The sequence below is a fragment of the Catellatospora tritici genome, from assembly GCF_019083965.1.
Lineage (GTDB): Bacteria > Actinomycetota > Actinomycetes > Mycobacteriales > Micromonosporaceae > Catellatospora > Catellatospora tritici.
Genome location: NZ_JAHRCY010000006.1, coordinates 150,554 through 172,991 on the forward strand (window position 1 = coordinate 150,554; position 22,438 = coordinate 172,991).

At 72.0% G+C, this 22,438-nt stretch carries 25 protein-coding genes; 14 read left to right on the forward strand and 11 right to left on the reverse strand.

Annotated features, from left to right (window positions below; all coding sequences use genetic code 11):
- The first annotated feature begins 26 nt into the window (after positions 1-26).
- The 3 genes from KUA19_RS15445 (at position 27) to KUA19_RS15455 (ending at position 4,630) form a co-directional block, all read left to right on the forward strand.
- Positions 27-1,652 carry a glycoside hydrolase family 13 protein gene (locus KUA19_RS15445; protein WP_217396685.1) on the forward strand — a complete coding sequence of 542 codons (1,626 nt, stop codon included), beginning with the start codon at positions 27-29 and terminating at the stop codon, positions 1,650-1,652.
- 167 nt (positions 1,653-1,819) lie between these two features.
- On the forward strand, positions 1,820-3,610 hold the full coding sequence (locus KUA19_RS15450; RefSeq protein WP_217396686.1) for a glycosyl hydrolase family 28-related protein: 1,791 nt from the start codon (positions 1,820-1,822) through the stop codon (positions 3,608-3,610).
- 27 nt (positions 3,611-3,637) lie between these two features.
- Positions 3,638-4,630, forward strand: a complete 993-nt coding sequence (locus tag KUA19_RS15455) for a LacI family DNA-binding transcriptional regulator (protein ID WP_217396687.1) — start codon at positions 3,638-3,640, stop codon at positions 4,628-4,630.
- Between the two features lie 159 nt (positions 4,631-4,789).
- On the opposite strand, the gene KUA19_RS15460 is transcribed toward KUA19_RS15455, so the two are convergent.
- Positions 4,790-5,233 carry a GNAT family N-acetyltransferase gene (locus KUA19_RS15460; RefSeq protein WP_217396688.1) on the reverse strand — a complete coding sequence of 148 codons (444 nt, stop codon included), beginning with the start codon at positions 5,231-5,233 and terminating at the stop codon, positions 4,790-4,792.
- A 121-nt stretch (positions 5,234-5,354) separates the two neighbouring features.
- Between KUA19_RS15460 and KUA19_RS15465 the strand changes: the two genes are divergently transcribed.
- Genes KUA19_RS15465 through KUA19_RS15475 form a run of 3 tightly spaced genes read left to right on the forward strand, consistent with a single transcriptional unit; the run spans position 5,355 to position 8,890 of the window.
- Positions 5,355-6,071: an ATP-binding cassette domain-containing protein gene (locus KUA19_RS15465; protein WP_217396689.1), complete on the forward strand. Its 717-nt coding sequence runs from the start codon at positions 5,355-5,357 to the stop codon at positions 6,069-6,071.
- A 40-nt stretch (positions 6,072-6,111) separates the two neighbouring features.
- On the forward strand, positions 6,112-8,259 hold the full coding sequence (locus KUA19_RS15470) for a YhgE/Pip family protein (protein WP_217396690.1): 2,148 nt from the start codon (positions 6,112-6,114) through the stop codon (positions 8,257-8,259).
- Between the two features lie 34 nt (positions 8,260-8,293).
- Positions 8,294-8,890 (forward strand): TetR/AcrR family transcriptional regulator, encoded by a 597-nt coding sequence (locus tag KUA19_RS15475; protein WP_308167460.1) that lies wholly within the window; start codon positions 8,294-8,296, stop codon positions 8,888-8,890.
- A gap of 99 nt (positions 8,891-8,989) precedes the next feature.
- On the opposite strand, the gene KUA19_RS15480 is transcribed toward KUA19_RS15475, so the two are convergent.
- On the reverse strand, positions 8,990-9,538 hold the full coding sequence (locus KUA19_RS15480) for a hypothetical protein (protein WP_217396691.1): 549 nt from the start codon (positions 9,536-9,538) through the stop codon (positions 8,990-8,992).
- Positions 9,539-9,613: 75 nt separating this feature from the next.
- Complete coding sequence (locus KUA19_RS42825) at positions 9,614-10,093, reverse strand: MarR family transcriptional regulator (protein ID WP_217396692.1); 480 nt, start codon at positions 10,091-10,093, stop codon at positions 9,614-9,616.
- 91 nt (positions 10,094-10,184) lie between these two features.
- On the opposite strand from KUA19_RS42825, the gene KUA19_RS15490 reads away from it, so the two are divergent.
- Positions 10,185-11,375 carry an FAD-dependent oxidoreductase gene (locus KUA19_RS15490; RefSeq protein ID WP_217396967.1) on the forward strand — a complete coding sequence of 397 codons (1,191 nt, stop codon included), beginning with the start codon at positions 10,185-10,187 and terminating at the stop codon, positions 11,373-11,375.
- A gap of 32 nt (positions 11,376-11,407) precedes the next feature.
- Positions 11,408-11,656, forward strand: coding sequence for an SCO4848 family membrane protein (locus KUA19_RS15495; RefSeq protein ID WP_217396693.1), 249 nt, complete (start codon positions 11,408-11,410; stop codon positions 11,654-11,656).
- Positions 11,657-11,773: 117 nt separating this feature from the next.
- Here the strand turns inward: KUA19_RS15495 and KUA19_RS15500 are convergent, their stop codons facing one another.
- Together KUA19_RS15500 and KUA19_RS15505 are read right to left on the reverse strand one after the other, a co-directional pair.
- Positions 11,774-12,145, reverse strand: coding sequence for a VOC family protein (locus KUA19_RS15500; RefSeq protein ID WP_217396694.1), 372 nt, complete (start codon positions 12,143-12,145; stop codon positions 11,774-11,776).
- Positions 12,146-12,196: 51 nt separating this feature from the next.
- Positions 12,197-13,255, reverse strand: a complete 1,059-nt coding sequence (locus KUA19_RS15505) for a 3-deoxy-7-phosphoheptulonate synthase (RefSeq protein ID WP_217396695.1) — start codon at positions 13,253-13,255, stop codon at positions 12,197-12,199.
- A gap of 385 nt (positions 13,256-13,640) precedes the next feature.
- Between KUA19_RS15505 and KUA19_RS15510 the strand changes: the two genes are divergently transcribed.
- Positions 13,641-14,294, forward strand: a complete 654-nt coding sequence (locus KUA19_RS15510) for a GntR family transcriptional regulator (RefSeq protein WP_217396696.1) — start codon at positions 13,641-13,643, stop codon at positions 14,292-14,294.
- Here the strand turns inward: KUA19_RS15510 and KUA19_RS15515 are convergent.
- The 3 genes from KUA19_RS15515 to KUA19_RS15525 are packed head-to-tail and all read right to left on the reverse strand — an operon-like array spanning position 14,291 to position 16,218.
- On the reverse strand, positions 14,291-14,788 hold the full coding sequence (locus tag KUA19_RS15515; RefSeq protein WP_217396697.1) for a methyltransferase family protein: 498 nt from the start codon (positions 14,786-14,788) through the stop codon (positions 14,291-14,293). The genes KUA19_RS15510 and KUA19_RS15515 overlap by 4 nt on opposite strands.
- 40 nt (positions 14,789-14,828) lie before the next feature.
- Positions 14,829-15,395: a TetR-like C-terminal domain-containing protein gene (locus KUA19_RS15520; protein ID WP_217396698.1), complete on the reverse strand. Its 567-nt coding sequence runs from the start codon at positions 15,393-15,395 to the stop codon at positions 14,829-14,831.
- Positions 15,388-16,218 carry an alpha/beta fold hydrolase gene (locus KUA19_RS15525; protein WP_217396699.1) on the reverse strand — a complete coding sequence of 277 codons (831 nt, stop codon included), beginning with the start codon at positions 16,216-16,218 and terminating at the stop codon, positions 15,388-15,390. The genes KUA19_RS15520 and KUA19_RS15525 overlap by 8 nt, the downstream gene beginning before the upstream one ends.
- Before the next feature lie 63 nt (positions 16,219-16,281).
- Here KUA19_RS15525 and KUA19_RS15530 point away from each other — a divergent pair, with 63 nt between their 5' ends.
- A complete protein-coding gene (locus tag KUA19_RS15530) occupies positions 16,282-16,935 on the forward strand; it encodes an MBL fold metallo-hydrolase (RefSeq protein ID WP_217396700.1) in 654 nt (217 codons plus the stop codon).
- Positions 16,936-17,006: 71 nt separating this feature from the next.
- On the opposite strand, the gene KUA19_RS15535 is transcribed toward KUA19_RS15530, so the two are convergent.
- The gene (locus KUA19_RS15535; protein ID WP_217396701.1) at positions 17,007-17,510 is read right to left on the reverse strand and encodes a hypothetical protein; all 504 of its coding nucleotides are present in this window, start codon (positions 17,508-17,510) and stop codon (positions 17,007-17,009) included.
- A 100-nt stretch (positions 17,511-17,610) separates the two neighbouring features.
- Positions 17,611-19,446, reverse strand: a complete 1,836-nt coding sequence (locus tag KUA19_RS15540; protein WP_217396702.1) for a glycoside hydrolase family 3 protein — start codon at positions 19,444-19,446, stop codon at positions 17,611-17,613.
- A 219-nt stretch (positions 19,447-19,665) separates the two neighbouring features.
- Between KUA19_RS15540 and KUA19_RS15545 the strand changes: the two genes are divergently transcribed.
- The 4 genes from KUA19_RS15545 to KUA19_RS15560 all read left to right on the forward strand — a co-directional run bounded on the left by KUA19_RS15545 (position 19,666) and on the right by KUA19_RS15560 (position 21,608).
- Positions 19,666-19,872, forward strand: coding sequence for a hypothetical protein (locus tag KUA19_RS15545; protein WP_217396703.1), 207 nt, complete (start codon positions 19,666-19,668; stop codon positions 19,870-19,872).
- Positions 19,873-19,912: 40 nt separating this feature from the next.
- The gene (locus KUA19_RS15550) at positions 19,913-20,875 is read left to right on the forward strand and encodes a phosphotransferase (RefSeq protein WP_217396704.1); all 963 of its coding nucleotides are present in this window, start codon (positions 19,913-19,915) and stop codon (positions 20,873-20,875) included.
- 81 nt (positions 20,876-20,956) lie between these two features.
- Positions 20,957-21,229 carry a hypothetical protein gene (locus tag KUA19_RS15555; RefSeq protein ID WP_217396705.1) on the forward strand — a complete coding sequence of 91 codons (273 nt, stop codon included), beginning with the start codon at positions 20,957-20,959 and terminating at the stop codon, positions 21,227-21,229.
- 85 nt (positions 21,230-21,314) lie between these two features.
- Positions 21,315-21,608, forward strand: a complete 294-nt coding sequence (locus KUA19_RS15560; RefSeq protein WP_217396706.1) for a hypothetical protein — start codon at positions 21,315-21,317, stop codon at positions 21,606-21,608.
- A 7-nt stretch (positions 21,609-21,615) separates the two neighbouring features.
- Here KUA19_RS15560 and KUA19_RS15565 read toward each other — a convergent pair whose 3' ends face one another.
- Positions 21,616-22,389 carry a class I SAM-dependent methyltransferase gene (locus KUA19_RS15565; RefSeq protein WP_217396707.1) on the reverse strand — a complete coding sequence of 258 codons (774 nt, stop codon included), beginning with the start codon at positions 22,387-22,389 and terminating at the stop codon, positions 21,616-21,618.
- Positions 22,390-22,438: the final 49 nt, after the last annotated feature.

Genomic DNA, 22,438 nt, shown 5'->3' on the forward strand with positions numbered 1-22,438 from the left:
CTACCCGCACAAGAAAGCAGGCTCCCGTGTCTCAGCCAGACACTCGCGCATGGTGGCGTGACGCTGCCATCTACCAGGTCTATGTCCGCAGCTTCGCCGACGGCAACGGCGACGGTGTGGGCGACCTGGCCGGAGTCCGGGCGCGCCTTCCGTACCTGAAGGACCTGGGGATCGACGCCATCTGGTTCAACCCCTGGTATGTCTCGCCGCAGGCAGACGGCGGTTACGACGTCACCGACTACCGCGAGATCGACCCGCTGTTCGGCTCGCTGGCCGAGGCCGAGCAGCTGATCGCCGAGGCGCACGCGCTGGGCATCCGGGTCATCGTCGACGTCGTGCCCAACCACTGCTCGGACCAGACCCCGTGGTTCCAGGCGGCGCTGGCGGCCGGGCCTGGCTCGCCCGAGCGCGAGCGGTTCTGGTTCCGGCCCGGCAAGGGCGAGCACGGCGAGCTGCCCCCCACCAACTGGACGTCGAACTTCGGCGGCGGCACCTGGACCCGGGTGACCGAGCCGGACGGCACGCCCGGCGAGTGGTACCTGCACCTGTTCGACGGCGCCCAGCCGGACTTCAACTGGGACCACCCGGACGTGCGGCAGGAGTTCGAGGACGTGCTGCGGTTCTGGTTCGACCGGGGCGCCGACGGCATCCGGATCGACTCGGCCGCGCTGCTGACCAAGGACGCGACCCTGCCCGAGGTCGGCACCGTCGAGAAGCACCCGTTCGAGGACCGCGACGACGTGCACGAGGTCTACCGGGCCTGGCGGCGCATCGCCGAGGAGTACGGCGGCCGCGCGCTGATCGGCGAGGTGTGGATGCCCGACGTGCAGCGCTTCACCAACTACCTGCGCCCCGACGAGATGCACACGGCGTTCAACCTGAACTACCTGTGTGCCCCGTGGGACGCCGACAAGCTGCGCGAGGTCATCGACGAGACGCTGAGCTCGCACGCGCCCGTGCAGGCCCCGGCCACCTGGGTGCTGTCCAACCACGATGTCACCCGGCACATCAGCCGGTACGGCCGCGAGGACACCTCGTTCAGCTTCAAGGGCCGTGACTTCGCGACGCCGTTCAGCCTGGAGCTGGGCACCCAGCGCGCCCGCGCCGCGATCCTGCTCTCGCTCGCCCTGCCCGGCTCGTCCTACCTCTACCAGGGCGAGGAGCTGGGTCTGTGGGAGGTCGAGGACATCCCGGACGCGCTCAAGCAGGACCCGATGTGGCACCGCACCGCCGGGGTCGACCCGGGCCGCGACGGCTGCCGGGTGCCGCTGCCCTGGTCCGGTGACGAGGCGCCGTTCGGGTTCAGCCCCGACGGCGCGGCCGCCAAGCCGTGGCTGCCGCAGCCCGCGGCGTGGAAGGCGTACACCGCGCAGGCGCAGACCGGTGACCCGGCCTCGATGCTGGAGCTGTACCGCAAGGCGCTGCACACCCGGCATGCCGAGCCCGCGCTCGGCGACGGCGAGATGGTCTGGCTCGACAGCGCCCCGCAGGTGCTGGCCTTCCGCCGCCCCGGCAACCCCGACGTGATCTGCGTGGCGAACCTGTCCACCGAGTCCGCGAAGCTCCCCGCCCACAGCGCGGTCCTGGTCGCCAGCGGCCCGCTCGACGGCGACACCCTGCCGTCCGACACCACCGTCTGGCTGCGCCCCTGAGACCCCGGTGGGGAGGGTGAGCGGCCCTCCCCACCGGCCTTTGAAGTAAGGAAGGGCACCTTCGTCGGCTGGCGCCAGCCAGACGAGCCGCAACTCGGCTCGAAATCCGATGTGGAAGGGGCCCTTCCTGACGCTTTTGATCTGAGCTGCTCGGGAGGGCGGAGAACATGCGCAAGCGGACCGGAGTGCTGGCGGCGGTGCTGCTGCTGACCGCCGCGGCGGCAGGCTGCTCGGAGGACGAGCCCAAGCCCGCCCCGCCGCCCCCGCCCGCGCTGTCGCCGTTCGCGATCACCGGCCGCGGCGCCACCGTCCCGTTCACCGAGTACGAGGCCGAAGCAGCCGCCTACCAGGGCAAGCTGGTCGAGCCGGACCGGACCGCCAAGACGCTGGCCGCCGAGGCGTCCGGACGGCAGGCCGTGACCCTGTCCGCGACCGGCGACTACGTCGAGTTCACGCTGGCCAAGCCTGCCAACGCGCTCACCCTGCGCTACAGCGTCCCGGACTCGGCCGACGGCGCGGGCGCCGACGCGACCCTGTCGGTGCACGTGGACGGCGCCGACACCCTCGACGTGCCGGTCACCTCCCGGTACGGCTGGTTCTACGGCGGGTTCCCGTTCACCAACAACCCGGCCGACGGCTCCGGCCACCACTTCTACGACCACGCGCGCACCCTGTTCGACCGGGAGATCCCCGCCGGGGCCAAGGTCCGGATCATCAAGGACGCGGCCGACACGGCTGCCTCGTACACGATCGATCTGGCCGACTTCGAGCAGGTCGCGCCCCCGGCGACCGCGCCCGACGGCGCCCTGAACGTGGTCGACTTCGGCGCCGACCCGACCGGCAAGGCCGACTCCGCCGCCGCCATCACCGCCGCCCTGGCCGAGGGCAAGGCCAAGAAGCGGCCGGTCTGGCTGCCGCCGGGCACCTTCCAGGTCAACCAGCACCTGATCGTCGACCAGGTGACCCTGCTCGGCGCGGGCATGTGGCACAGCGTGCTGCACGGCAAGGACGTCGGCCTGTACGGCAACTACGCGCCCAAGCCCAGCGAGGGCGTCACCCTCAGCGACTTCTCGATCATCGGCGAGACCGGCGAACGCGACGACAACGCCCAGGTCAACGGCGTCGGCGGGGCGCTGGGCGGCGGTTCCAAGGTGCAGAACCTGTGGATCCAGCACACCAAGGTCGGCATGTGGCTGGACGGCCCGTTCGACGGGCTGACCATCAGTGGCAACCGGATCTACGACCAGACCGCCGACGGCATCAACCTGCACCGCGGCGTCAGCAACACCGTGATCGAGCACAACGTCATCCGCAACACCGGCGACGACGGCATCGCGACCTGGGCCGACGAGTTCCCCGACCACCACAACACGATCCGGTTCAACACCGTGCTGCTGCCAATGCTGGCCAACGGGATCGCGATCTACGGTGGGCACGACAACACGGTCAGCGACAACGTCGTGGCCGACACCCTGGTCGAGGGCGGCGGCCTGCACGTGGCGAACCGGTTCGGCGGCACCGTCTTCCTGTCCGGCACCACCACCCTCACCCGCAACACCACCCTGCGGGCCGGTGGCCGCTTCGAGGGCCTCCAGGCCCAGATCGCGGCGGTATGGCTCTACGCCAAGGACGGCCCGATCGACGCCGACATCCGGATCACCGACAACGAACTGCTCGACAGCACATACGGCGGCCTGATGTTCTTCGCTTCGACGATCCGGGGCGTCACCGTCGACAAGCTGCTGGTCGACAGCCCCGGCACCTTCGGGGTGGCGCTGCTGTCGATGGGTGAGGCCAAGCTGTCGCAGGTCACCGTGGTCAATCCGGGTAAGGCGGGCCTCTACACCTGCCCCGACGGAATCACCTTCACCCTGACGGCCACGGACAGCACCGGCCTGGCGGACACGTACTGCGGACCACTGCCTGATCCGGTTTACCGGTTCGCCCGGCACGCCTGAGTCGTCACGCCGGTTACAGTAACCGGCGTGACGCGCAGACTCGCCGAAGTGGCGAAGTACGTGGGGGTGAGCGAGGCGACGGTCAGCCGCGTGCTCAACGGCAAGCCCGGCATCTCCGAGGCGACCCGAACGGCCGTACTGACCGCGCTCGACGTGCTCGGCTACGAACGGCCGACCAAGCTGCGGGGCGAACGCGCCCGGCTGGTCGGCCTCGTGCTGCCCGAACTTTCCAACCCGATCTTCCCGGCGTTCGCCGAGATCGTCGCCGGGGCGCTGGCCCAGCGCGGGTTCACGCCCGTGCTGTGCACCCGCACCGAGGAGGGCGTGGCCGAGTCCGCGTACGTGGACATCATGCTGGAGCAGCAGGTGTCGGGCGTGATCTTCGCGGGCGGCCTCTACGCCCAGGCCGACGCCGAGCACGACCACTACCACCGGCTGCGCCAGCGCGGCCTGCCCGTGGTGCTGGTCAACGCGGCCATCGACGGGCTCGGCTTCCCGATCGTCACCGCGGACGACGCGGTCGCGGTCGACCAGGCGTACAGCCACCTGTCCTCGCTCGGGCACACCCGCATCGGCCTGCTGCTCGGCCCGGTCGACCACGTGCCGTCGGCGCGCAAGCTGGCCGCGTTCAAGGCCCGCACCCGGCAGGAGGACCCGGCGGTCTCGCGCACCATCTACTCGATGGAGGCGGCGCAGGCCGCGGCGGTGCGGCTGTTCAAGGACGGGGTCACCGGGCTGATCTGCGCCTCCGACGTGTTCGCGCTCGGGGCGATCCGGGCCGCGCGGCGGCTCGGGCTCAGTGTGCCGCAGGACGTGTCGGTGGTCGGGTACGACGACTCGCTGTTCATGGCGTGCACCGACCCGCCGCTGACCACGGTGCGCCAGCCGATCGGCGCGATGGGGCAGGCGGCGGTCGCGATGCTGGTGGCGCAGGTCGACGGGGGAGAGGTCACCCCGGACGAGTACCTCTTCGACACCGAGCTGGTCGTCCGCGGCTCGACCGCGGTCGTCGCCAGCTGACCTACCGCCCGGAAGAGGCACCCGCCCTACCGCTCGGAAGGGGCACCCGCTTTCAACCGACGCTGGCCTATCCGGAAGACGAGGATTCGTCTTCCGGATAGGCCGGCGTCAACGCTTAACGGGGTGAGTGGGTGCCGGATTGACCGGTGGGAGCCCGGGTCAGCCGCGGCGCATGGGAATGTGCGGGATGCCGTCGTCCAGAAACTCGGGGCCGGTGGGGGCGAAGCCGTACTTCGCGTAGAAGCCCGCCAGATGGGACTGGGCGTCCAGCACCGCCGGCTCCTCTCCGATCGCGGCCAGCGCCGCGGTGAGCAGCTGCCCGGCCAGGCCACCGCCGCGCGCCTCCGGTGCGGTCGCCACCCGCCCGATCCGGTGCACCCTCGCCCCCGTGTCGGTATCGGTGTCGACGAGCATGCGCAGGTACGCCACCGGGCGGCGGTCCACCTCGTACCACAGGTGGCGGGTGCCGGGCTCGAGGTCACGTCCGTCCAGCTCGGGGTAGGCGCACTCCTGTTCGACGATGAACACGTCCACGCGCAGTTTCAGCAGCTGGTAGAGGGTGGCGGCGTCCAGGTCCTGAAACGACGCGGTTCTGAAGATCATGGGATCTGCCGAGATCACCGCTGAATCCTAGTCCGTGAAACGGCTCACCCTCACTTTCGCACCTGACGCGTCGTGAGTATGTTTTTGAACTGACCGGTCAGTTCAAAAGGTGGAGGCGGCCGTGGCGACCGAGGCGGCGACCCCGCTCGACCAGCCGGACGAGGACAGGCCCCTGCTGCGGGCGCGCGGGCTGGGCCTGCGTACCCGGCGCGGCTGGGTGTTCCGGGAGCTGGACCTGGCGGTGCGGCCGGGCGAGCTGGTCGCGTTGACCGGCCCGGCGGGCGGCGGACGGACCAGCGCGCTGCTCGCGCTGGGGGACCGATTCCAGACCGGCACGGGCAGCCGCGAGGCCTTCGGGCGTACGGCGTTCGCCCTGGTCCCCGGCGTCAACGACCCCGATCCCGCCCTCACCGTCGCCGAGCACCTCACCGAGCGCCGTCGCCTGCTCGGCCACCGCCGCCCCCGCGGCGTCCACCGCCCCACGCCCACTCAAGTTGCCAGGCAACCGGGCGAAAGAGTGGCCAAGATACGCCCGATTGCCCGGCAACTCGGACCAGCAACGGCTGGGCGCGCGGAGGGTGCGTGGGCGGAGGACGGGCGGTTGGTGCGGGACCTGGCGCCGGTGGAGCGGCATCGGCTGATGCTGGCGCTGGCGCTGCTGGAGGAGCCGGATGTGCTGCTCGTCGACGACATCGACGTCGGGCTGACCCCGGCCGAGTCGGCCGAGTTGCTGAGCGACTTCGCCGCCACCGGACGCGCGGTGGTCGCCGTCGCCCGGACCCTGCCCGCGCTGCTGCCGAGCCTGGGTGCCGTCACACACGTCGAGGTGAGGCAGTGAGCGAGCGAACCGGGTCCCACGAGCGAAGCGAGGAGAGGGCATGAGCCTCGGACGGTTGGAGCTGCGCCGGTTCCGGCGGCACCGGATGACCCGGGCGGCACTGGCGGTGCTGACCCTGGTCCCGCTGCTGTACGGGGCGCTGTACCTGTGGGCCTTCTGGGACCCGTACGGCAACATGCACCGGATCCCGGTCGCGCTGGTGCTGGAGGACCAGCCCGCCGCCGACCCCGACGGCAACCAGGTCCACGCGGGCCGGGACCTGGCCGACGAACTGGCCCAGCGGCAGGTGTTCGGCTGGCAGCGGGTCGACGAGGCCGCCGCCGAGCAGGGCATGCGCGACGGGTCGTACCAGCTGATCCTGCGCATCCCGGCCGGATTCTCGGCCGCGCTGGTGACCGGCCCCGACCCGGCCGCCGCGCCGAGCGCCGGGCAGCTCACCGTGGTCAGCGACGACGCGGTCAACTACATCTCCGGCATGCTGGCCCGCAGCGCGTTCAGCGAGATCCGGGCGGCGGCGGCCGAGTCGGCGGCGGCGAAGTACTTCGACGGCATGCTGGTCGGGTTCACCGACCTGAAGACGGCGCTGGCCGACGCCGCGGACGGGGCCGGGCAGCTCGCGACCGGGGCCGGGCAGGCGCATGACGGCGCGGACGCGCTCGCGGGCGGAGCGGACAGCGCCGCGGCGGGCGCGGGCACGCTCGCCGCCGGGCTGGCGCAGGCCGAGTCCGGGTCCCGGGAGCTGGCCACCGGGCTGGCCACGCTGGAGGCCGGGTCGGCGCAGCTGGCCGATGGCGCGGCGCGGGCGGCGGCCGGTGGGCGACAGCTCGCCGACAAGGTCGACGCGGTGACCGGGAAGGTCGAGCCGGTGCTGCGCGAGCACGCCACCGCCATCGAGCACGCCGCCGACGCGATCGCCGCGGCGGCGCAGACGCTGGCCGAGGGCGTCGACACGCTGCCGAGGCTGGCGCAGCAGGCGGTGCAGCGTACCCAGGCGGTGGTGGACGCCCTGGACGCGCTGGCCGCGCAGCATCCCGAACTCGCCGACGACCCGGCGTTCGTCGCCGCCCGCGCGGCGGCGGCGCGGGCGGCCGCGAGCGCGGTCGAGCTGTCGCACCGCCTCGACGAGTCCGGCCTGCCGGAGGTACGGGCGAAGCTGCTGGCGGTCGCCGCGACCGCACGTGAGGTGGCGCAGGCCGCTCCGCACCTGGCCGACGACGTGGCGGCCGCGCGGGCCAGTGTGGACGAGCTGGCCATCGGCCTGGCCGAGCTGTCCGCCGGGGCCGACCGGCTGCACGGCGGCATCGCCTCGGCCGCCGACGGCGCGGCGAGCCTGCACGGCGGCATATACCGGCTGGCCACGGGCGCCCGCCAGCTTGACAGCGGCCTGGCGCGCCTGTCCGGCGGCGCCGGTGACCTGGCTTCCGGCCTGGCCAAGCTCGACTCTGGTGCGCAAGAGCTGGCCGTCGGGCTGGGCGACGGTGCCGCGCGGGTGCCCGGGTACGACGCCGACACCCGCGCCCAGCGCGCCGGGGTGCTGGCCGACCCGGTCACCCTGGACCGCGACGTCCGCCATGCCGCCGCCGTGTACGGGGTCGGGTTCGCGCCCTACTTCCTGTCGCTGGCGCTGTGGGTGGGGGCGATGCTGACGTACATGCTGCTGCGGCCGCTGAACCGCAGGCACCTGCTCACCGGCGCACCCGCGTGGCGGGTGGCGCTGGCGGGCTGGAAACCGGCCGTGCTCGTCGGCACCGCCCAGGCCACCTTCCTGTACGCCGTGCTCATCCTGGCCCTGGGGCTGTCCCCGGTGCACCCCTGGGGCATGTACGGGTACCTGCTGCTGACCGTGCTCGCCTTCACCGCCGTGCTGCAACTGCTCGGGGCGGCGCTGGGGCCCTCCGGCCGGGTCGTCTCGCTGATCCTGCTTATGCTCCAGCTCACCGGCTCCGGCGGCACCTACCCGGTGGTGACCAGCCCCGGCTTCTTCCAGGCGCTGCATCCGTACCTGCCGATGACGTACGTGGTCGACGGGCTGCGGCAGCTCGTGCTCGGCGGGTCGAGCGGTACGGTGCTCACGGGGGCGGCGGTGCTGCTCGGCACGGCCGCGGTCGCGCTGGCGCTGACCGTACGCACCGCGGCGCGCACCCGGCGGCTCACCCCGGATCGGCTGCACCCCGCGCTGACGATGTAGCCCGGCGATCGCGCCGTGCGGAAAGGACGGGGACGTGGACGGACGGACCGCGCGGCGCGACGCCACCAGGCAGAAGCTGTTCGAGGCGACCATGGAGCTCATCGCCGAGCAGGGCTTCAGCGACACCACGGTCGACCAGATCGCAGAGCGGGCCGGGGTCGCCAAGGGCACCGTCTACTACAACTTCGCCTCCAAGAGCACGCTGTTCGAGGAGCTGCTGCGCTACGGCGTCGGCCTGCTCAAGGCCGAGTTCGAGACGGCGGTGCGCGACCGGGAGCCGGCCGACGCCGTCGCGGCGCTGATCCGGGCGCAGCTGGGGTTCATCCAGCGGTACCGGTCGTTCGCGCAGCTGCTGCTGTCGGAGATGTGGCGCACCCAGCGCGACTGGCAGCAGACGCTGCGGCTGCTGCGCGAGGACGCGATCGCCGTCATCGCGGGCGTGCTGCAGGCGGGGGTGGACGGCGGCGACTTCGCCGCCGACCTGGACGTACGGCTGTCGGCGTCGGCGCTGTTCGGAGTGTGCCTGGTGACTGCCTTGGACTGGCTCGTGTTCACCCCCGAGCGCCCCATCGAAGAGGTCGAGGCGGCGGTGCTCGCGATCGTGCGCGGCCGCGCCGCCGTCAACCCCTGACCTGTCGGCGTTGCTGCAGCTTCGGGGAAAGTGCTGGAATCCGTCCCAAGATTCGCGCAGTTTCCCCGAAACTGCACCCAGCACACTGCGGCGGTGGGGTCAGGGCCAGCGGAGGAGGTTGAGGAGGCTGCGGAAGGTGTCCAGCTCCAGGGACTGGCCGCGGCCGGGGATGGCGACGAGGCTGTAGAGGACGTCTCCTACCCGCCAGCGGACCTCGTGCCAGTAGGTGCGGCCGTACGCCACGGCGTGGCCGGGGACCTGGTAGACGTAGCCGAGCCGGGAGCCGAGCCGGACCCGGGCGACCGGGGCGTCGGTGGCGTCGGGATCGACGGGCTCGGCCATCACGAACGCGTGGAAGTCCAGGTCGGGTCCGCCGGGGCGGGTGTAGACGAGCCCCTGCTCACCGGCGGCACGGGAGCGGCCGGGCACCGGCTGCCAACCCGCCTCGGCCGGTACGCGCGGAAGGTCGTGGGCCAGGTCGATGCGGTTGCCGGTGCGGGCCGAGCCCACGGCGGCGGGGGCGGACGCGGGCGCGGCCACGGCGGTCCCGGCGAAGCCGGTGCCGAGCATCAGCGCCCCGGCGAACAGGGTGGCCGTGCTGTGCGCGAGCACCCGCAGGTGGCGCCGTACGTGGTCGATGCGCTTCATCGGCGCCCCCTTCCCCGAATCAAGGCGTGGCGCGATTGTGCCACAGCCAACCGGAGAGGGGCCTGTGCGCGAGCCTCAATCTTGCTGGGAGAGACGGGTGGTCGCCGCGCGCTGCCGGGCGGCCGACTCGCTGAGGAAGTCGATGATGACGGCCAGTTCGGCGTCGCTGTAACGAGCCAGCAGCTCGTCGAGGGAGCGTACCCAGTCCTCGAACAGCGGGCCTAGATCGCCCGCGCGGTCGAGCGCGACCTCGACCAGCACGCTGCGGCGGTCCTGCGGATGCGGTGCGCGGCGGGCGAAGCCCTTGCGTTCCAGTCGGTCGATCAGCCCGGTCACCGAGGCCGGGGCCAGGCCGGAGGCGGTGCCCAGCTCGCGTGGGGTCATCGGGCCGTGCCGGTCGAGCAGGTCGAGGGCCTTCTCCTCGGTGGCGCTGAGGCCGTGCCGGGCCGCGAGCGCGGTGTGGAACATCACGGCGGCGGCGCTGATCTCGCGTCCGGCGAGGTGCAGGCGCTCGACGAGTGCCGCGCGGGCGGCGGACGCATCGGGTTCGGGCACGCGATGAGGTTAGCAACTTGCGGAGAAGGTTCGGCGCACCATATATTTCGTTCGGGCGAACGAAATATATGGGAGGACAGTCGTGCGAATCATGATCATGGGGGCGGGCGTGGCCGGTACGGTCGCGGGCATCGCGCTCAAGCAGGCCGGATACGACCCCGTCGTGTACGAGGCCTACGACGCGAGCGCGGGCCTGGCGCACGGCGTCTACCTCACTGTCGCCGTCAACGGCCTGGACGCTCTGCGCGCCGTCGACGCCCACCACCCGGTGCTCGCCGCCGGTTTCCCGACGAACTCGATCGACTTCTTCAGCGGCACCGGCCGCCGCCTGGGCGCGATCCCGCTGGGACCGGTCCTGTCCGACGGCACCACCACGAACACCATCCGCCGTGCCGACCTGTACGGAGGCCTCTACGACGAGGCGGTGCGCCGCGGCGTGCCGATCGAGCACGGCAAGCGGATGACCTCGGCCCGGGAGCTGCCCGGCGGGGGAGTGCGGGTCGAGTTCGCCGACGGCACCCACGCCGAGGGCGACCTGCTCGTCGGTGCCGACGGCATCCACTCGGCCACCCGCACCGCCATCGACCCGGCCGCGCCCGGTCCCCGCTACACGGGGCTGGGCAACGTCGGCGGGTTCGCGCAGGTGGACGACGTGGCGGCGCTCGGCGCCCGGTACGCCATGATCTGGGGCAAGCGGTGCTTCTTCGGGTACACGGTGAGCCCGGACGGCGAGGTGTGGTGGTTCGCCAACCCGCCCAGCCGCGCCGAGCGCCCGCGTACCGAACTCGGCGCGATGACCGACGCGCAGGTACGCGCCGAGCTGGCCGAGCTGCTGTCGGTCGACCGCGGCCCCGCCACGCGCATCGTCGCGGGCACCCCCCACGAGCTGCGCATCACCAACCAGTACGACCTGCCCACCGTCCCGCGCTGGCACAGCCGCTCGATGGTGGTCATCGGCGACGCCGCGCACGCCGTCTCCCCGGCCTCGGGCCAGGGCGCGTCGCTGGCCGCCGAGGACGCCGTGACCCTGGCCCACTGCCTGCGCGAGGTCCCCGGCGTCCCCGCCGCGCTGGAGGAGTACGAGCGGCGCCGTCGGGCGCGGGTGGAGCGGGTGGTCGCCTGGGGCGCGTCGATGAGTTCGGCCAAGCAGGCCGGTCCGGTGGCGCGCGCGGTGCGGGACATGGTGCTGCCGCTGGTGTTCCGCCGCAGCGGCAGCCCGGAGGCCATGGCGCGGATGTCGTGGCTGTTCGACCACCATGTGGCGCCGGTGCCGGTCGGCTGAGGCGCCGGCCGCGGCTGGCATACTCGCCGGTTATGAGGCTGACGCGCGGCTGGTCGATCTTCCTGACCCTGGTCGGGGTGTGGACCTGGGTCATCTGGCCCCGGTTCGCCGTGGCGATCTGGAACGATCCGCGGGCCTGGGCGGGCGGCGTCGTCGGGCAGGGGGCACCCACCAGCTTCCTGTGGGTGCACGCCCTGCTCATCGCCGCGTCGCTGGCGATCGGCACCACCGTCGGCATCCTGGGCATACGCGCCTGGCGCGCCACCCGCCAGCCCGAGTAAAAGGAAGGGCACCTTCCTCGGCTCGCGTCGGCGAGACGAGCAGATTCTCTGCTCGCTCTGTGCGGTAGAAGGTGCCTTCTTGACTCTTGACCTGCGCGCCTGGCGATCGGGCGCGGCTCAGGCGGGGGAGGAGTGGCAGACCGCTTCGACGTTGTTGCCGTCGCGGTCGCGTACGAAAGCGCCGTAGTAGTCGGCGTGGTACTCCGGCCACTCCCGCGGTTCGTGCAGCACCTCGGCCCCGGCGTCGACCGCGGCCGCGAAGAAGGCATCGACCGACGAACGATCGGGTGCGGTGAACGCGATGTGCACCTCGCGCGGGGTGCCCTGTGTGGTTACCGGCCCGAGCCAGAACTCCGGGCGGGCTTTGCCGAACCCGACGACGTCGCCGAACCGGAGCAGGCGCCTGCCGCCCAGCGGGGCCAGCACGGTTTCGTAGAACTCAGCGGCCGCGGTGGGATCGGCGGCCTGGATCGACAAGTGATCGAGCATGGCCCCACGTAGTGCCGGGATGGGATGGCGCGTCCCATCCCGGCCTCCGCGTCAGAGGGCGCGCCGCCGGGCGATGACAGCCTGGGCCAGCGTCTGCAGCGTCTGCTCGGTGGTCTCCCAGCTCATGCACGCGTCGGTGACGCTCTGCCCGTAGGTCAGCGGCTGGCCGGAGTCGAGATCCTGGCGCCCCGCGACGATGAAGCTCTCCAGCATGACGCCGCCGATGCCGGTCTGCCCGGCCGCGATCTGGGCCGCGATCTCGTCGGAGACGACCGCCTGCCGCTCGTGGCTCTTGCCGCTGTTGCCGTGGCTGGCGTCGATGACGAGCTTGTGCTTCAGGCCCGCCTTCTCGATCATGCCGAGCGTCGACGCGACCGAGTCGGAGCCGTAGTTCGGGCCGCCGCGGCCGCCGCGCAGGATCACGTGGCAGTCCTCGTTGCCGGTGGTGGTGACCACCGCGGCGCGGCCGTCGGGGTCGGCGCCGAAGAAGACGTGGCTGTTGCGGCCGACCTGGCAGGCGTCGATGGCGCCCTGGATGTCGCCGTCGGTGGTGTTCTTGAAGCCGATCGGCATGGACAGGCCGGAGGCGAGCTGCCGGTGCACCTGGCTCTCGGTGGTACGCGCGCCGATGGCACCCCAGGTCACCGCGTCGGCGATGTACTGCGGGCTGGTCGGGTCGAGGAACTCGCAGCCCACCGGCACGCCCAGGTCGAGGATGTCCAGCAGCAGGGTGCGGGCGGTGCGCAGACCGCGCTGCACGTCGTACGTCCCGTCGAGGCCGGGGTCGTTGATGAGGCCCTTCCAGCCGATCGTGGTGCGCGGCTTCTCGAAGTACACCCGCATCACCAGGCACAGCTCGCTGCTCAGCCGACCCGCGGCGTGCGCCAGGCGCCGGGCGTAGTCGAGTGCGGCCTCGGTGTCGTGCACCGAGCACGGCCCGACCACCACCAGCAGGCGGTCGTCGCGGCCGGTCAGCACCTCGCGGACGTCGTGGCGGCTGCGTTCGACCAGGGCGGCCCGGCCGTCGCCCAGCGGCAGGGCGCTCAGCAGTTCACGCGGTGGCTGCAGCGGCTCGAACGAGACCACGTGCACGTCGTTGGTCTGGGTCATTGGAGTCGTCTCCCGATCGGCTGGGGACGGGCCCCGCAATCTGGTCATCCAGGCCAGCCCGTCCATGACATGGCAAAGGGCGAAGACGAGCCGTCTCCGCCCTGCTGGCTCTGGGTATGGTCGCGGTCAGCGCAAAGGACCGCCGGCTCTACCCAGAGCCAGCGTAAAGCGCCAATACCGACGTACCACGGCAGCGAGTCTACCCGATCGAGGACGCTTGGGAAGGCCCGGACATCGATGACACTGCGTGGGCCGCGACACTTTCCGCACTCTGGGATAGGGACGAACGGGCACAAGCGTGCCGTTGTGGGGATCGACTCATGGCCGGGTGCCGGGGTGTGCGCATACGCTGGGCCGTCCGGAGTCCGTACGGAGAGGAGGGCATGTGTCGACCGCGCCCATGCATGCCACCCGCACGTTGTCGGACAACGTGTACCGCTGGCTGCGCGACCAGATCGTGCTGGGCAAGCTCGGCCCGAACGAGCCGCTGGTCGAGGCCGCGATCGCGGAGAAACTGCAGGTCAGCCGTACGCCCATTCGGGAGAGCATGCAGCGGCTCGCCGCCGACGGACTGATCGTGTCGCACCGCCGCCGCTGGATCGTGCGCCAGCACGACCGCGACGAGATCGTCGCCATCTACGAGGTGCGCATGGCGCTGGAGTCGTTCGCGGCCCGGTTCGCCTGCCAGCGCGCCACCGACGCGGAGCTGGCGGCCATCGAGGGGCTGTGCGCCAGCTGGACCGGCGGCACCGGCGGCACCGGCGGCTTCGACTTCGTGGTCTTCAACGACCGGTTCCACAGCCTGATCGTGGACGCCGCGCACAATCCGCGGCTGGCCCGCACCATCGAGCAGAACCACCTGTACTTCTTCAACAGCCAGGTCGCCGAGCACTACGCGGCCAAGGATGTGCAGACGTCGCAGGACGAGCACGTCGCGCTGGTGGCGAGCCTGCTGGAGCGGGACGGGGACCGGGCCGCGGAGATCTCCCGGCGGCACGCCGAGGACGCGCTGAAGCTGATCCTGGAGCGGATGTTCTAGCGCCTGCGCGCGGGTCGCAACCTGGGCCACCAGCCGGGCACCTCGCGGCGGTAGACGTCGTACTCGGCGCCGAAACGGGCGCGCAGATGCGGCTCCTCGTACAGCCTGACGAAGGCGACCATCACCGCCAGCGCGACCGCCGCGTAGCCGAGCAGGTCCCAGCGGCACAGCAGCAGCGCCTGGCCGGTGACCACGGCGGTGACCGCGACATACATCGGGTTGCGTACGTATCGGAACAGCCCGCCCACGACCAGGTGCTCCGGCTCGGCCACCGGGGCGGGCGTGCCCAGGCCCTCGGTCACGAACCGGGCGAACGAGTGCAGCAGCACCGCCGCACCGACCGCGACCAGCACCACGCCCACCACGCGCACCGGCGGCCACCAGCTTCCGCCCGCGTGCCAGCCCGTCAGCAACCACGGGACCAGGCCCGCGACCGTGCACGGGGCGACCACGAAGAACAGGACACTACCGAGCACCGCCGTCGACCGCCGCATGTGGACAGTCTCGCGTATCCACCGCACCCGGGTTGCCCCGTCAGGTCGGCCAGGCACGCAGCGCGGCGTCGGCCCCGTCGACGAGCCGGTCGAACGAGCGGTCCACCGACCGGGGCAGCCCGAACCCGCCCGCCAGCTCCAGACTCACGAACCCGTGCAGCGTGCTGCGCAGCATCCGGGTCGCGTCCACGGCCGCCTCACCCTCGACACCGTAACCGCGCAGCACCGCGAAGATCGCGCCGACCGCGCGCTCACCGGCCGTGACGTGCGCCGGATCGGTCGGGTCGGGCACCCGCTGGGCGAACGGGTAGCGGCCGGGAAGATCGCGGGCGTACGCGCGATAGGCCGCCGCCACGGCCCGCAGCGCGTCCGCGCCCGCCCGGCCTGCCGCCGCCCGCTCCAGCACCCCCGCGAACTGCTCGGTCACCGCCGCCGAAACCAGCTGCTGCAACGCGTCCAGGCTGCGCACGTGCTTGTACAGCGACGGCGTGGCGACCCCCGTGCGCGCGGCGACCGCGGCCAGCGTCAGCGCGGCGGCACCCTGCTCGTCCACCAGCGCGAGTGCGGCCTCGACCACCGCGGCCGTGGACAGCCCGGCCCTAGGCACGAACCACCTCGGCGAGGAAGCCGGTGATCGCGGCGGCGGTCTGTTCGGGCAGTTCGGCGTGTGGGTAGTGCCCGGCGCCGTCGAGCAGCCGCACCCGCACCGCGCTCGCGTACTGCCCGAGCGCCTGCTCCTGCGCGTGCGCCTCGGCGGCCGGGTCGGGGAAGTCGGGGTCGGCGGTGCCCATGACGATCAGGGTAGGGCAGGTCACCCCCGGGATGGCCGCGTTGCCCTCCCGGGCGTTGGCCATCAGCCCGCGCAGCGCCGCCAGTCGGCCCGGCTCCCCCAGGTTCGCCTGGAGTCCACGCAGGTACGCCGGGAAGTCCTCGGGTTTGGCCGCCTTGTAGAGCCCGGCGTAGAAGCCGCGCGTCCACAGCAGGGCGCTGCGGGTGACCGCCGCGGCGGCCAGCTTCATGACCGGGTTCAGCTCGACGTCGTGGAGGAAGCCCGCGATGAGCACGATCGCGGTGACGGCGTCCGGTGCGGTCGCGGCCACGCGGATCGCCGAGGCGGTGGTGGCCGAGTGTCCGACCACGACGGCCGGGCCGCCGAGATGCGCGATGAGGGCGAGGGCGTCCTGCGCGCAGGCGTCGCTGCCGTAGCGGTCCCAGCCGGTGCTGGAGTCGCCGTGGCCGCGCACGTCGAGCTGGGCGACGCGGTGACCGGCCGAGACCAGCCGGGCGGTGGTGTGGCGGTAGGCCGCGCGCAGGTCGCCCATGCCGGGCAGGCAGACGACCAGCGGCCCGTCGGCGGGGCCGGTGAGGTCGTAGGACAGGCGTCCGCCGGGGACGTCGAGGAACAGCGTCTCGCTCTGGCTAATGCTCATAGCCTAAAAGCTAATAGCAATAGCCACAACTGTCAAGACCGCCCGCTGACTAGGCTGAGGGGCGTGGCATACACCGGAGATGTGAGCCGCGGCAGCGGCACCGACGTGCGGGAACTGGACGAGCTGACCATCGGCAAGGTGTCGGTCGGGCCGCACGACAACAACGCGTACCTGCTGCGCTGCCGTAAGACGGGCGAGCAGCTGCTCGTCGACGCGGCCAACGACGCGGACACCCTCATCGCGCTCGCCGGGGACGCGGGCCTGGCCACCGTGGTGACCACCCACCGGCACGGCGACCACTGGCAGGCGCTGGCCGAAGTGGTCGCGGCGACCGGAGCCACCGCGGTCGCGCACCCGGCCGACGCGGGCGAGCTGCCGGTCAAGGCCGAGACCGTCGAGGAAGGACAGACGGTACGCGTCGGCGAGGTCGAGCTGGAGGTCATCCACCTGGTCGGGCACACGCCGGGCTCGATCGCGCTGCTCTACCGCGACCCGCACGGGCATCCGCACCTGTTCACCGGGGATTCGCTGTTCCCGGGTGGGGTGGGCAACACCTGGGGCGACCCGGCCGCGTTCGCGTCGCTGATCCGCGACGTGGAGACGAAGATCTTCGACCGGCTGCCCGACGACACGTGGTTCTACCCGGGCCACGGCAAGGACAGCACCCTCGGCCGCGAACGCCCCTCCCTCCCGGAATGGCACGCCCGAGGCTGGTGACCTATCCGCACCCCGTCACCCGCGCGCGACGTTCGCCCGACGTGGGGCGAAGGGGCCGCGTCCGGGCGGGGTCAGGCGCCCGTGACGAGGATGGGGCGGAAGGTGGCGGGGGTGGCGGCGCAGGCCAGGTCGAAGCTTTCACCGATCTCGCCGGAGACGGGCTGGGTCATCAGGAACAGCGAGTCCCGGGCGACGTAGCGCACCGGTTCGGCGTCGGGTGCCGTGCGCACCAGCGCCTCGCCCGTCTCGCACCCGCCGAGCACCACGATCACGCCGTACAGGCGGGTGGCCTGAGGGGTGGTTCCGTCGCCGCAGGTGCGGACGGTGTTGGCCGCGCCGCTCTTCGGGAGCACGGTGAGGTGCCAGCAGGAGTTCTCGGCCGGGTCGGTCCAGAGCAGCATCCGGCCGCCACGCATCGGCGTTTCGACGATGACGGCCGCGTTGTCCGGCACCACCTGCTGCGGCTGCTGCGCCGGGGTCGACCCGGGTGCGCTGATGCAGCTCGTGACGACGGCGGCGGCACCGGCGGCGGTCAGGGCGAGCAGGGCCGCCAGCAGGCGTTGCCGTCGATCCACCCGTACCCCCTGGTGTGTCGCCGATCACGATCTCGGCGGGTGGGTAGACCGTACCGGGTCGGCGACCGATGCAGAAGGCCACCGACCCGGCCGGAGATCGTCAGTAGGTCAGGCCGAAGCCCTGGGGGAACAGCGGCGTCTTGCCGTCCCCGGCGTTGATCGGCTGCTGGGACAGCGACGTCATCCAGGTCATCGGCGTCTTGCCGGTGGGCGCGACGGCGCCGAACAGCACGTCGGCGACGCCCGCGCCTTCGGTGCCGGGCAGCCAGGCCGCCACCAGCGCGTTCCAGCCCGACACCTGGGTGGCGACGTCCAGTGGACGTCCGGAGACCAGCACCACGACCACCGGCACGCCGGCCTTGCGCAGGGTGTCCAGGGTGCGCAGGTCGTCGCGGTCCAGGCTCATGCTGGTGGTCCGGTCGCCCTGACCCTCGGCGTACGGGGTCTCGCCGACGACCGCGATGGCAGCCCGATAGCTGCCGTCGACGCCGGTGCCGCGCTGGTTGTAGGTGACTGTCGTGCTCGACCCGACCGCGGCGCGGATGCCCTGCAGGATGGTGGTGCCGGGGGTGATGGCGCCGGAGCCGCCCTGCCAGGAGATGGTCCAGCCGCCCGACTGGTAGCCGATGTTGTCGGCGCTCTTGCCCGCCACGAAGATCTTGCCGCCGTCGCGAGCGAGCGGCAGCACGTTGCCGGAGTTCTTGAGCAGCACCATCGACCGGCTGACCGCCTGCCGGGCCAGGGCCCGGTGCGCGGCGCTGCCGACCGTCGGCGTGTACGACCGGTCGGTCAGCGGCCGTTCGAACAGCCCCAGCTCGAACTTCTTGGTCAGGATGCGGCGGTTGGCGTCGTCGACTCGGGCCGGGGTGATGTGACCGTTCTGCACCTCGGCCTTGAGCAGAGTGAGGAAGTTCTTCCACGCGGTCGGGACCATCACCATGTCGATGCCGGCGTTGATCGAGGCGGTCACCTCGGCCGCGGTGAACCCGGACTGCCCGTCGATCTGGTCGATGCCGTTCCAGTCGGAGACGACGAAACCGGAGAAGCCCAGCTCGCCCTTCAGCACGTTCGTGATCAGGTATTGGTTGCCGTGCAGCTTGACGCCGTTCCAGCTGCTGTACGAGATCATCACCGAGCCGACCCCGCGCGCCACCGCGGCCTGGAACGGTGGCAGGTGGATCGCCCGCAACTGGGCCTCGGTGAGCTGGGTGTTGCCCTGGTCGTCGCCGGCGGTGGTGCCGCCGTCGCCGAGGTAGTGCTTGGCGGTGGCCAGCACCGAAGCCGGGCCGCCCAGCGCCGTGCCCTGCAGGCCGGTGATGATCGTCGTCAGCGAGGACGGGATGTCGGGGGTCTCCCCGAACGACTCGTAGGTCCGGCCCCACCGGTCGTCGCGGGCCACGCACAGGCAGGGCGCGAAGTCCCAGTCGATGCCGGTCCCGGACACCTCCTCGGCGACCGCCCGGCCGATCTGCTGCACCAGTGCGGGGTCACCGGTGGCGCCCAGGCCGATGTTGTGCGGGAAGATCGTCGCGCCGACCACGTTGTTGTGGCCGTGCACCGCGTCCACCCCGTAGATCATGGGGATCGCCAGCGGGGTGGCCAGGGCGGCGCGCTGGAGGTTGTCGTACATGTCGGCCCAGCTCGTGGCGGTGTTCGGGGTGGGGGCCGAGCCGCCGCCGGACAGGATCGAGCCGAGGCGGTAGGCGGTCACGTCGGCCGGGGTCGCCGAGCCCCGCTCGGCCTGGGTCATCTGGCCCAGCTTCTCGTCCAGGCTCATCCGCGACAGCAGGTCGCTGACGCGGGTCGCCACCGGCAGCGCCGGATCCTGGTACGGCAGCACCGCCGCCGCGGCCGGGGGCACCGGGACGAGCAGCGCGGCGAGCAGTGGTAGGAGTGCCGCCGCTCGGCAAAGCCGGCGGCGCGTTACGTGGTTCATGCGTTCTCCCAGGGACGGTAGGAGTTCGACAGATCCCTATATCGTCCGCCCGGTCGGCGGGCGGGGGCACGGGCCGATCGCCGGATGCGCCTGTCGCGGATCGGTCGCGGTGCCGCTGAGCTGCTGTGTCACTGCGCACCAAGCGACCGCGGGCTCTTCCTTCGGGGGCGATGTGTCGGTTAGCTTGGCGGTCCGTACCCCCGATGACGAGGTCTTCTCATGGTCACCACCGAGCCCGCCACCGCCGACCGGCTGCTGCTGGTCGATGTCGTGGCCGCCGGTGAGTGGCTGGTGGAGCTCGCCGAGACCGTCATGATCCGTCCCGGACAGCGGCACTGGTTCGACGACGGCACACTGCACGTCCAGTCGCCGAGCGGCGCGCTGCGCACGGTGCGGGGTGTCGGCTTTCATCGCTGTGTCCGATAACCGTTCGCATCCGGGTCGTTCATGCCCCTAGCCTGGGCCGATGCGTGCTGACGAATGGGTGCTGGCCCAGGACTGGATCGCCGCGACGCTGGCCGAGCGGGGCACCCCGGCGACCGGCCCCGCGGTGGTCGACCGCGTGCGCCCCTGGTCGACGACCGCCCGGGTGCCGATCGCGAGCGGCCAGGCGTGGTTCAAGTACAACAACGCCGGGTCGCGCTACGAGTCCGCGCTGATGCGCCTGCTGGCCTCGATCGCGCCGCACGACATGCTGGTACCGCTGGCCGTCGACACCGAGCGCGGCTGGATGCTGCTGCCCGACGGTGGCCCGACGCTGCGCGAGATCACCGCCGACACGTTCGACCGGGACCGCTGGGAAGAACTGCTGCGCCGGTACGCGGCACTGCAGCGCGCGACCGCCCCGCACGCCGCTGACATGCTGGCCGCCGGGGTGCCCGACTTCCGCCCGCACACCGTCGCCGCGCAGTACGAGAAGCTGCTGGCCGACCCGTACGTGCTGGCCAACCTCGACGCGGACAAGGTCGCGGCACTGGTCGAGTGGCTGCCCCGGATCGAGCGCCGGTGCGAGCGACTGGCCGCCGACGGCATCGCGGCGAGTGTGCAGCACGACGACATGCACCCCAGCAACGTCTTCGCCGACGCCGACGGCGGCCTGCGCTTCTTCGACTTCGGCGACGCGACCGTGGCGCACCCGTTCGGGTCGATGCTGGTCGCGCTGCGGGTGGTGCACCGCGACGCCAAGGTGGAACACCAGGATCCGCTGCTGTACGAGCTGCGCGACCGTTACCTGTCCGCCTGGACGGCCGACGGCCGCGACCTGCCCGAACTGCGCGAGTTGTGCCAGGACGCGATCGTGGTCGCCAAGATCGGCAAAGCGCTGTCCTACCAGCGTTCGCTGTGCGACGCCACCGAGGAGAGCCTGGCCGAGTACGGCGAGGGCATCTACGGGTGGCTGGAGGAGCTGCTCGGCCCGGACGTGATCTGAAGCCTCACGTGACCGTGGTGGTGGCCACGGACTAGGTTCGAGGCGCCAGGATGGCAACGCGGGTCGATGGGATGGTGTGCCGTGTCGGGTGGGTCGGCCGTACTGTGGACGTTGCTCGCGCTGGCGGTGCTGGCCGTGATCGGCTTCCTCGCCATCGTGGTCAAGTTCGTGGCCAACGCGGCCGTCAAGTACTCACGGCGTAAGCCGGTGCAGGCCGCGGCGTTCTTCGCCGTCCCCGGCGCCCTCTCCACCTTCACCGCGACGTTCTTCCACGTGGCGCTGGTTCCGGCGATGGTGATCGGGCTCGTCGCGGGCCTGTCCGTGTTCCTGCTGGTCGCCGTCGAACTCGGCTGACGGTCGAGGTTCGTCCGGTCGTGCCCGGACTGATGTTTTTGGACACAGTGGCCGGTCGGCGCCGACGGTGGGGCACAATGGCGCCATGGTTCGCTGGGAATACGCACGGTTCGAGTACCGCTCGGCGGGGTCGCTCGGCGGCGACCGGTTCATGGACTGGGACGCCGCCTTCCACCACGCGCGCGGCGTGGAGCGGTGGGGCACCGACGAGCGCTTCGACGACCTGCGCCACCTCAACCGCCTGGGTCGCGACGGCTGGCAGGTGTACGACCGGGGCGCGGTCTACCTCGCCTCCGACCCGCACCGCCTGCACTCGGTGACGTACTCCCTGCGCCGCGCCATCAAGGTCGGGCCGCCGCCGGGCGCGGCGCAGGGCTGAGCCCGGCTCAGGCGGTGCGCCGCCCCAGGTACAGCAGCGTCTCCACGGACAGCGTCAGTTTCTCCGGCAGCTGCTGCAGCAGCGCGGCGAACAGCGCCTCGCGGGTGACCTCGGGCAGCATCCGGTAGGTCGGCTGGGTGGACAGATAGGACACGTAGTCGTCGGTCGACAGCGTGCGCTCCCACAGGTAGATGCGCTCGGTCAGGTCGCCGAACTCGGGCAGCGCGGCCAGGTCGGGACCCGGCCAGTACTGCGACAGGTCCGTGCCGTCGGCGGGCTCCTCATCGATCATCGCGTGCGGCGCGTACGGCTCGTGCACCTGGCGCACCAGCGCCCGCAGGTCGTCGTCGGCGATCCGGTCGAAGTTCCAGAACAGCGCCAGCGCGCCGCCGGGGGCCAACGCCGCCGCCGCGCGCGCCCAACGCTGCGCCGAGTCCGTCCACTGCCACGCCTGCGCGCAGTAGAGCAGGTCGAACGGGGCGTCCGGGGTGTAGCCCTCGAACAGCGCCGCCACGATGCGCACCGTGGACCGTTCGCCCAGCCGCTGCTCCAGCAGCGCCGCCATGGCCGGGTCCGGCTCCACCGCCGTGATGTCCAGCCCGCGTACGGCGAACGCGGTGGTGGCCTTGCCGGTGCCCGCGCCCACCTCCAGCGCGCGGGTGCCCGGACCCGCGTAGGCGAGCACATCGTCGACCAGCGCCGCCGGGTAACCCGGCCGGATCCGGTCGAACTCCTCGGCGACTTCCCCGAACACCAGACCCTGTGGGCGCGCTGCACTCATGCGCCAGAGATTAGCGGCATCCGAATCCGTGCGGTATTCGGGGAAACCC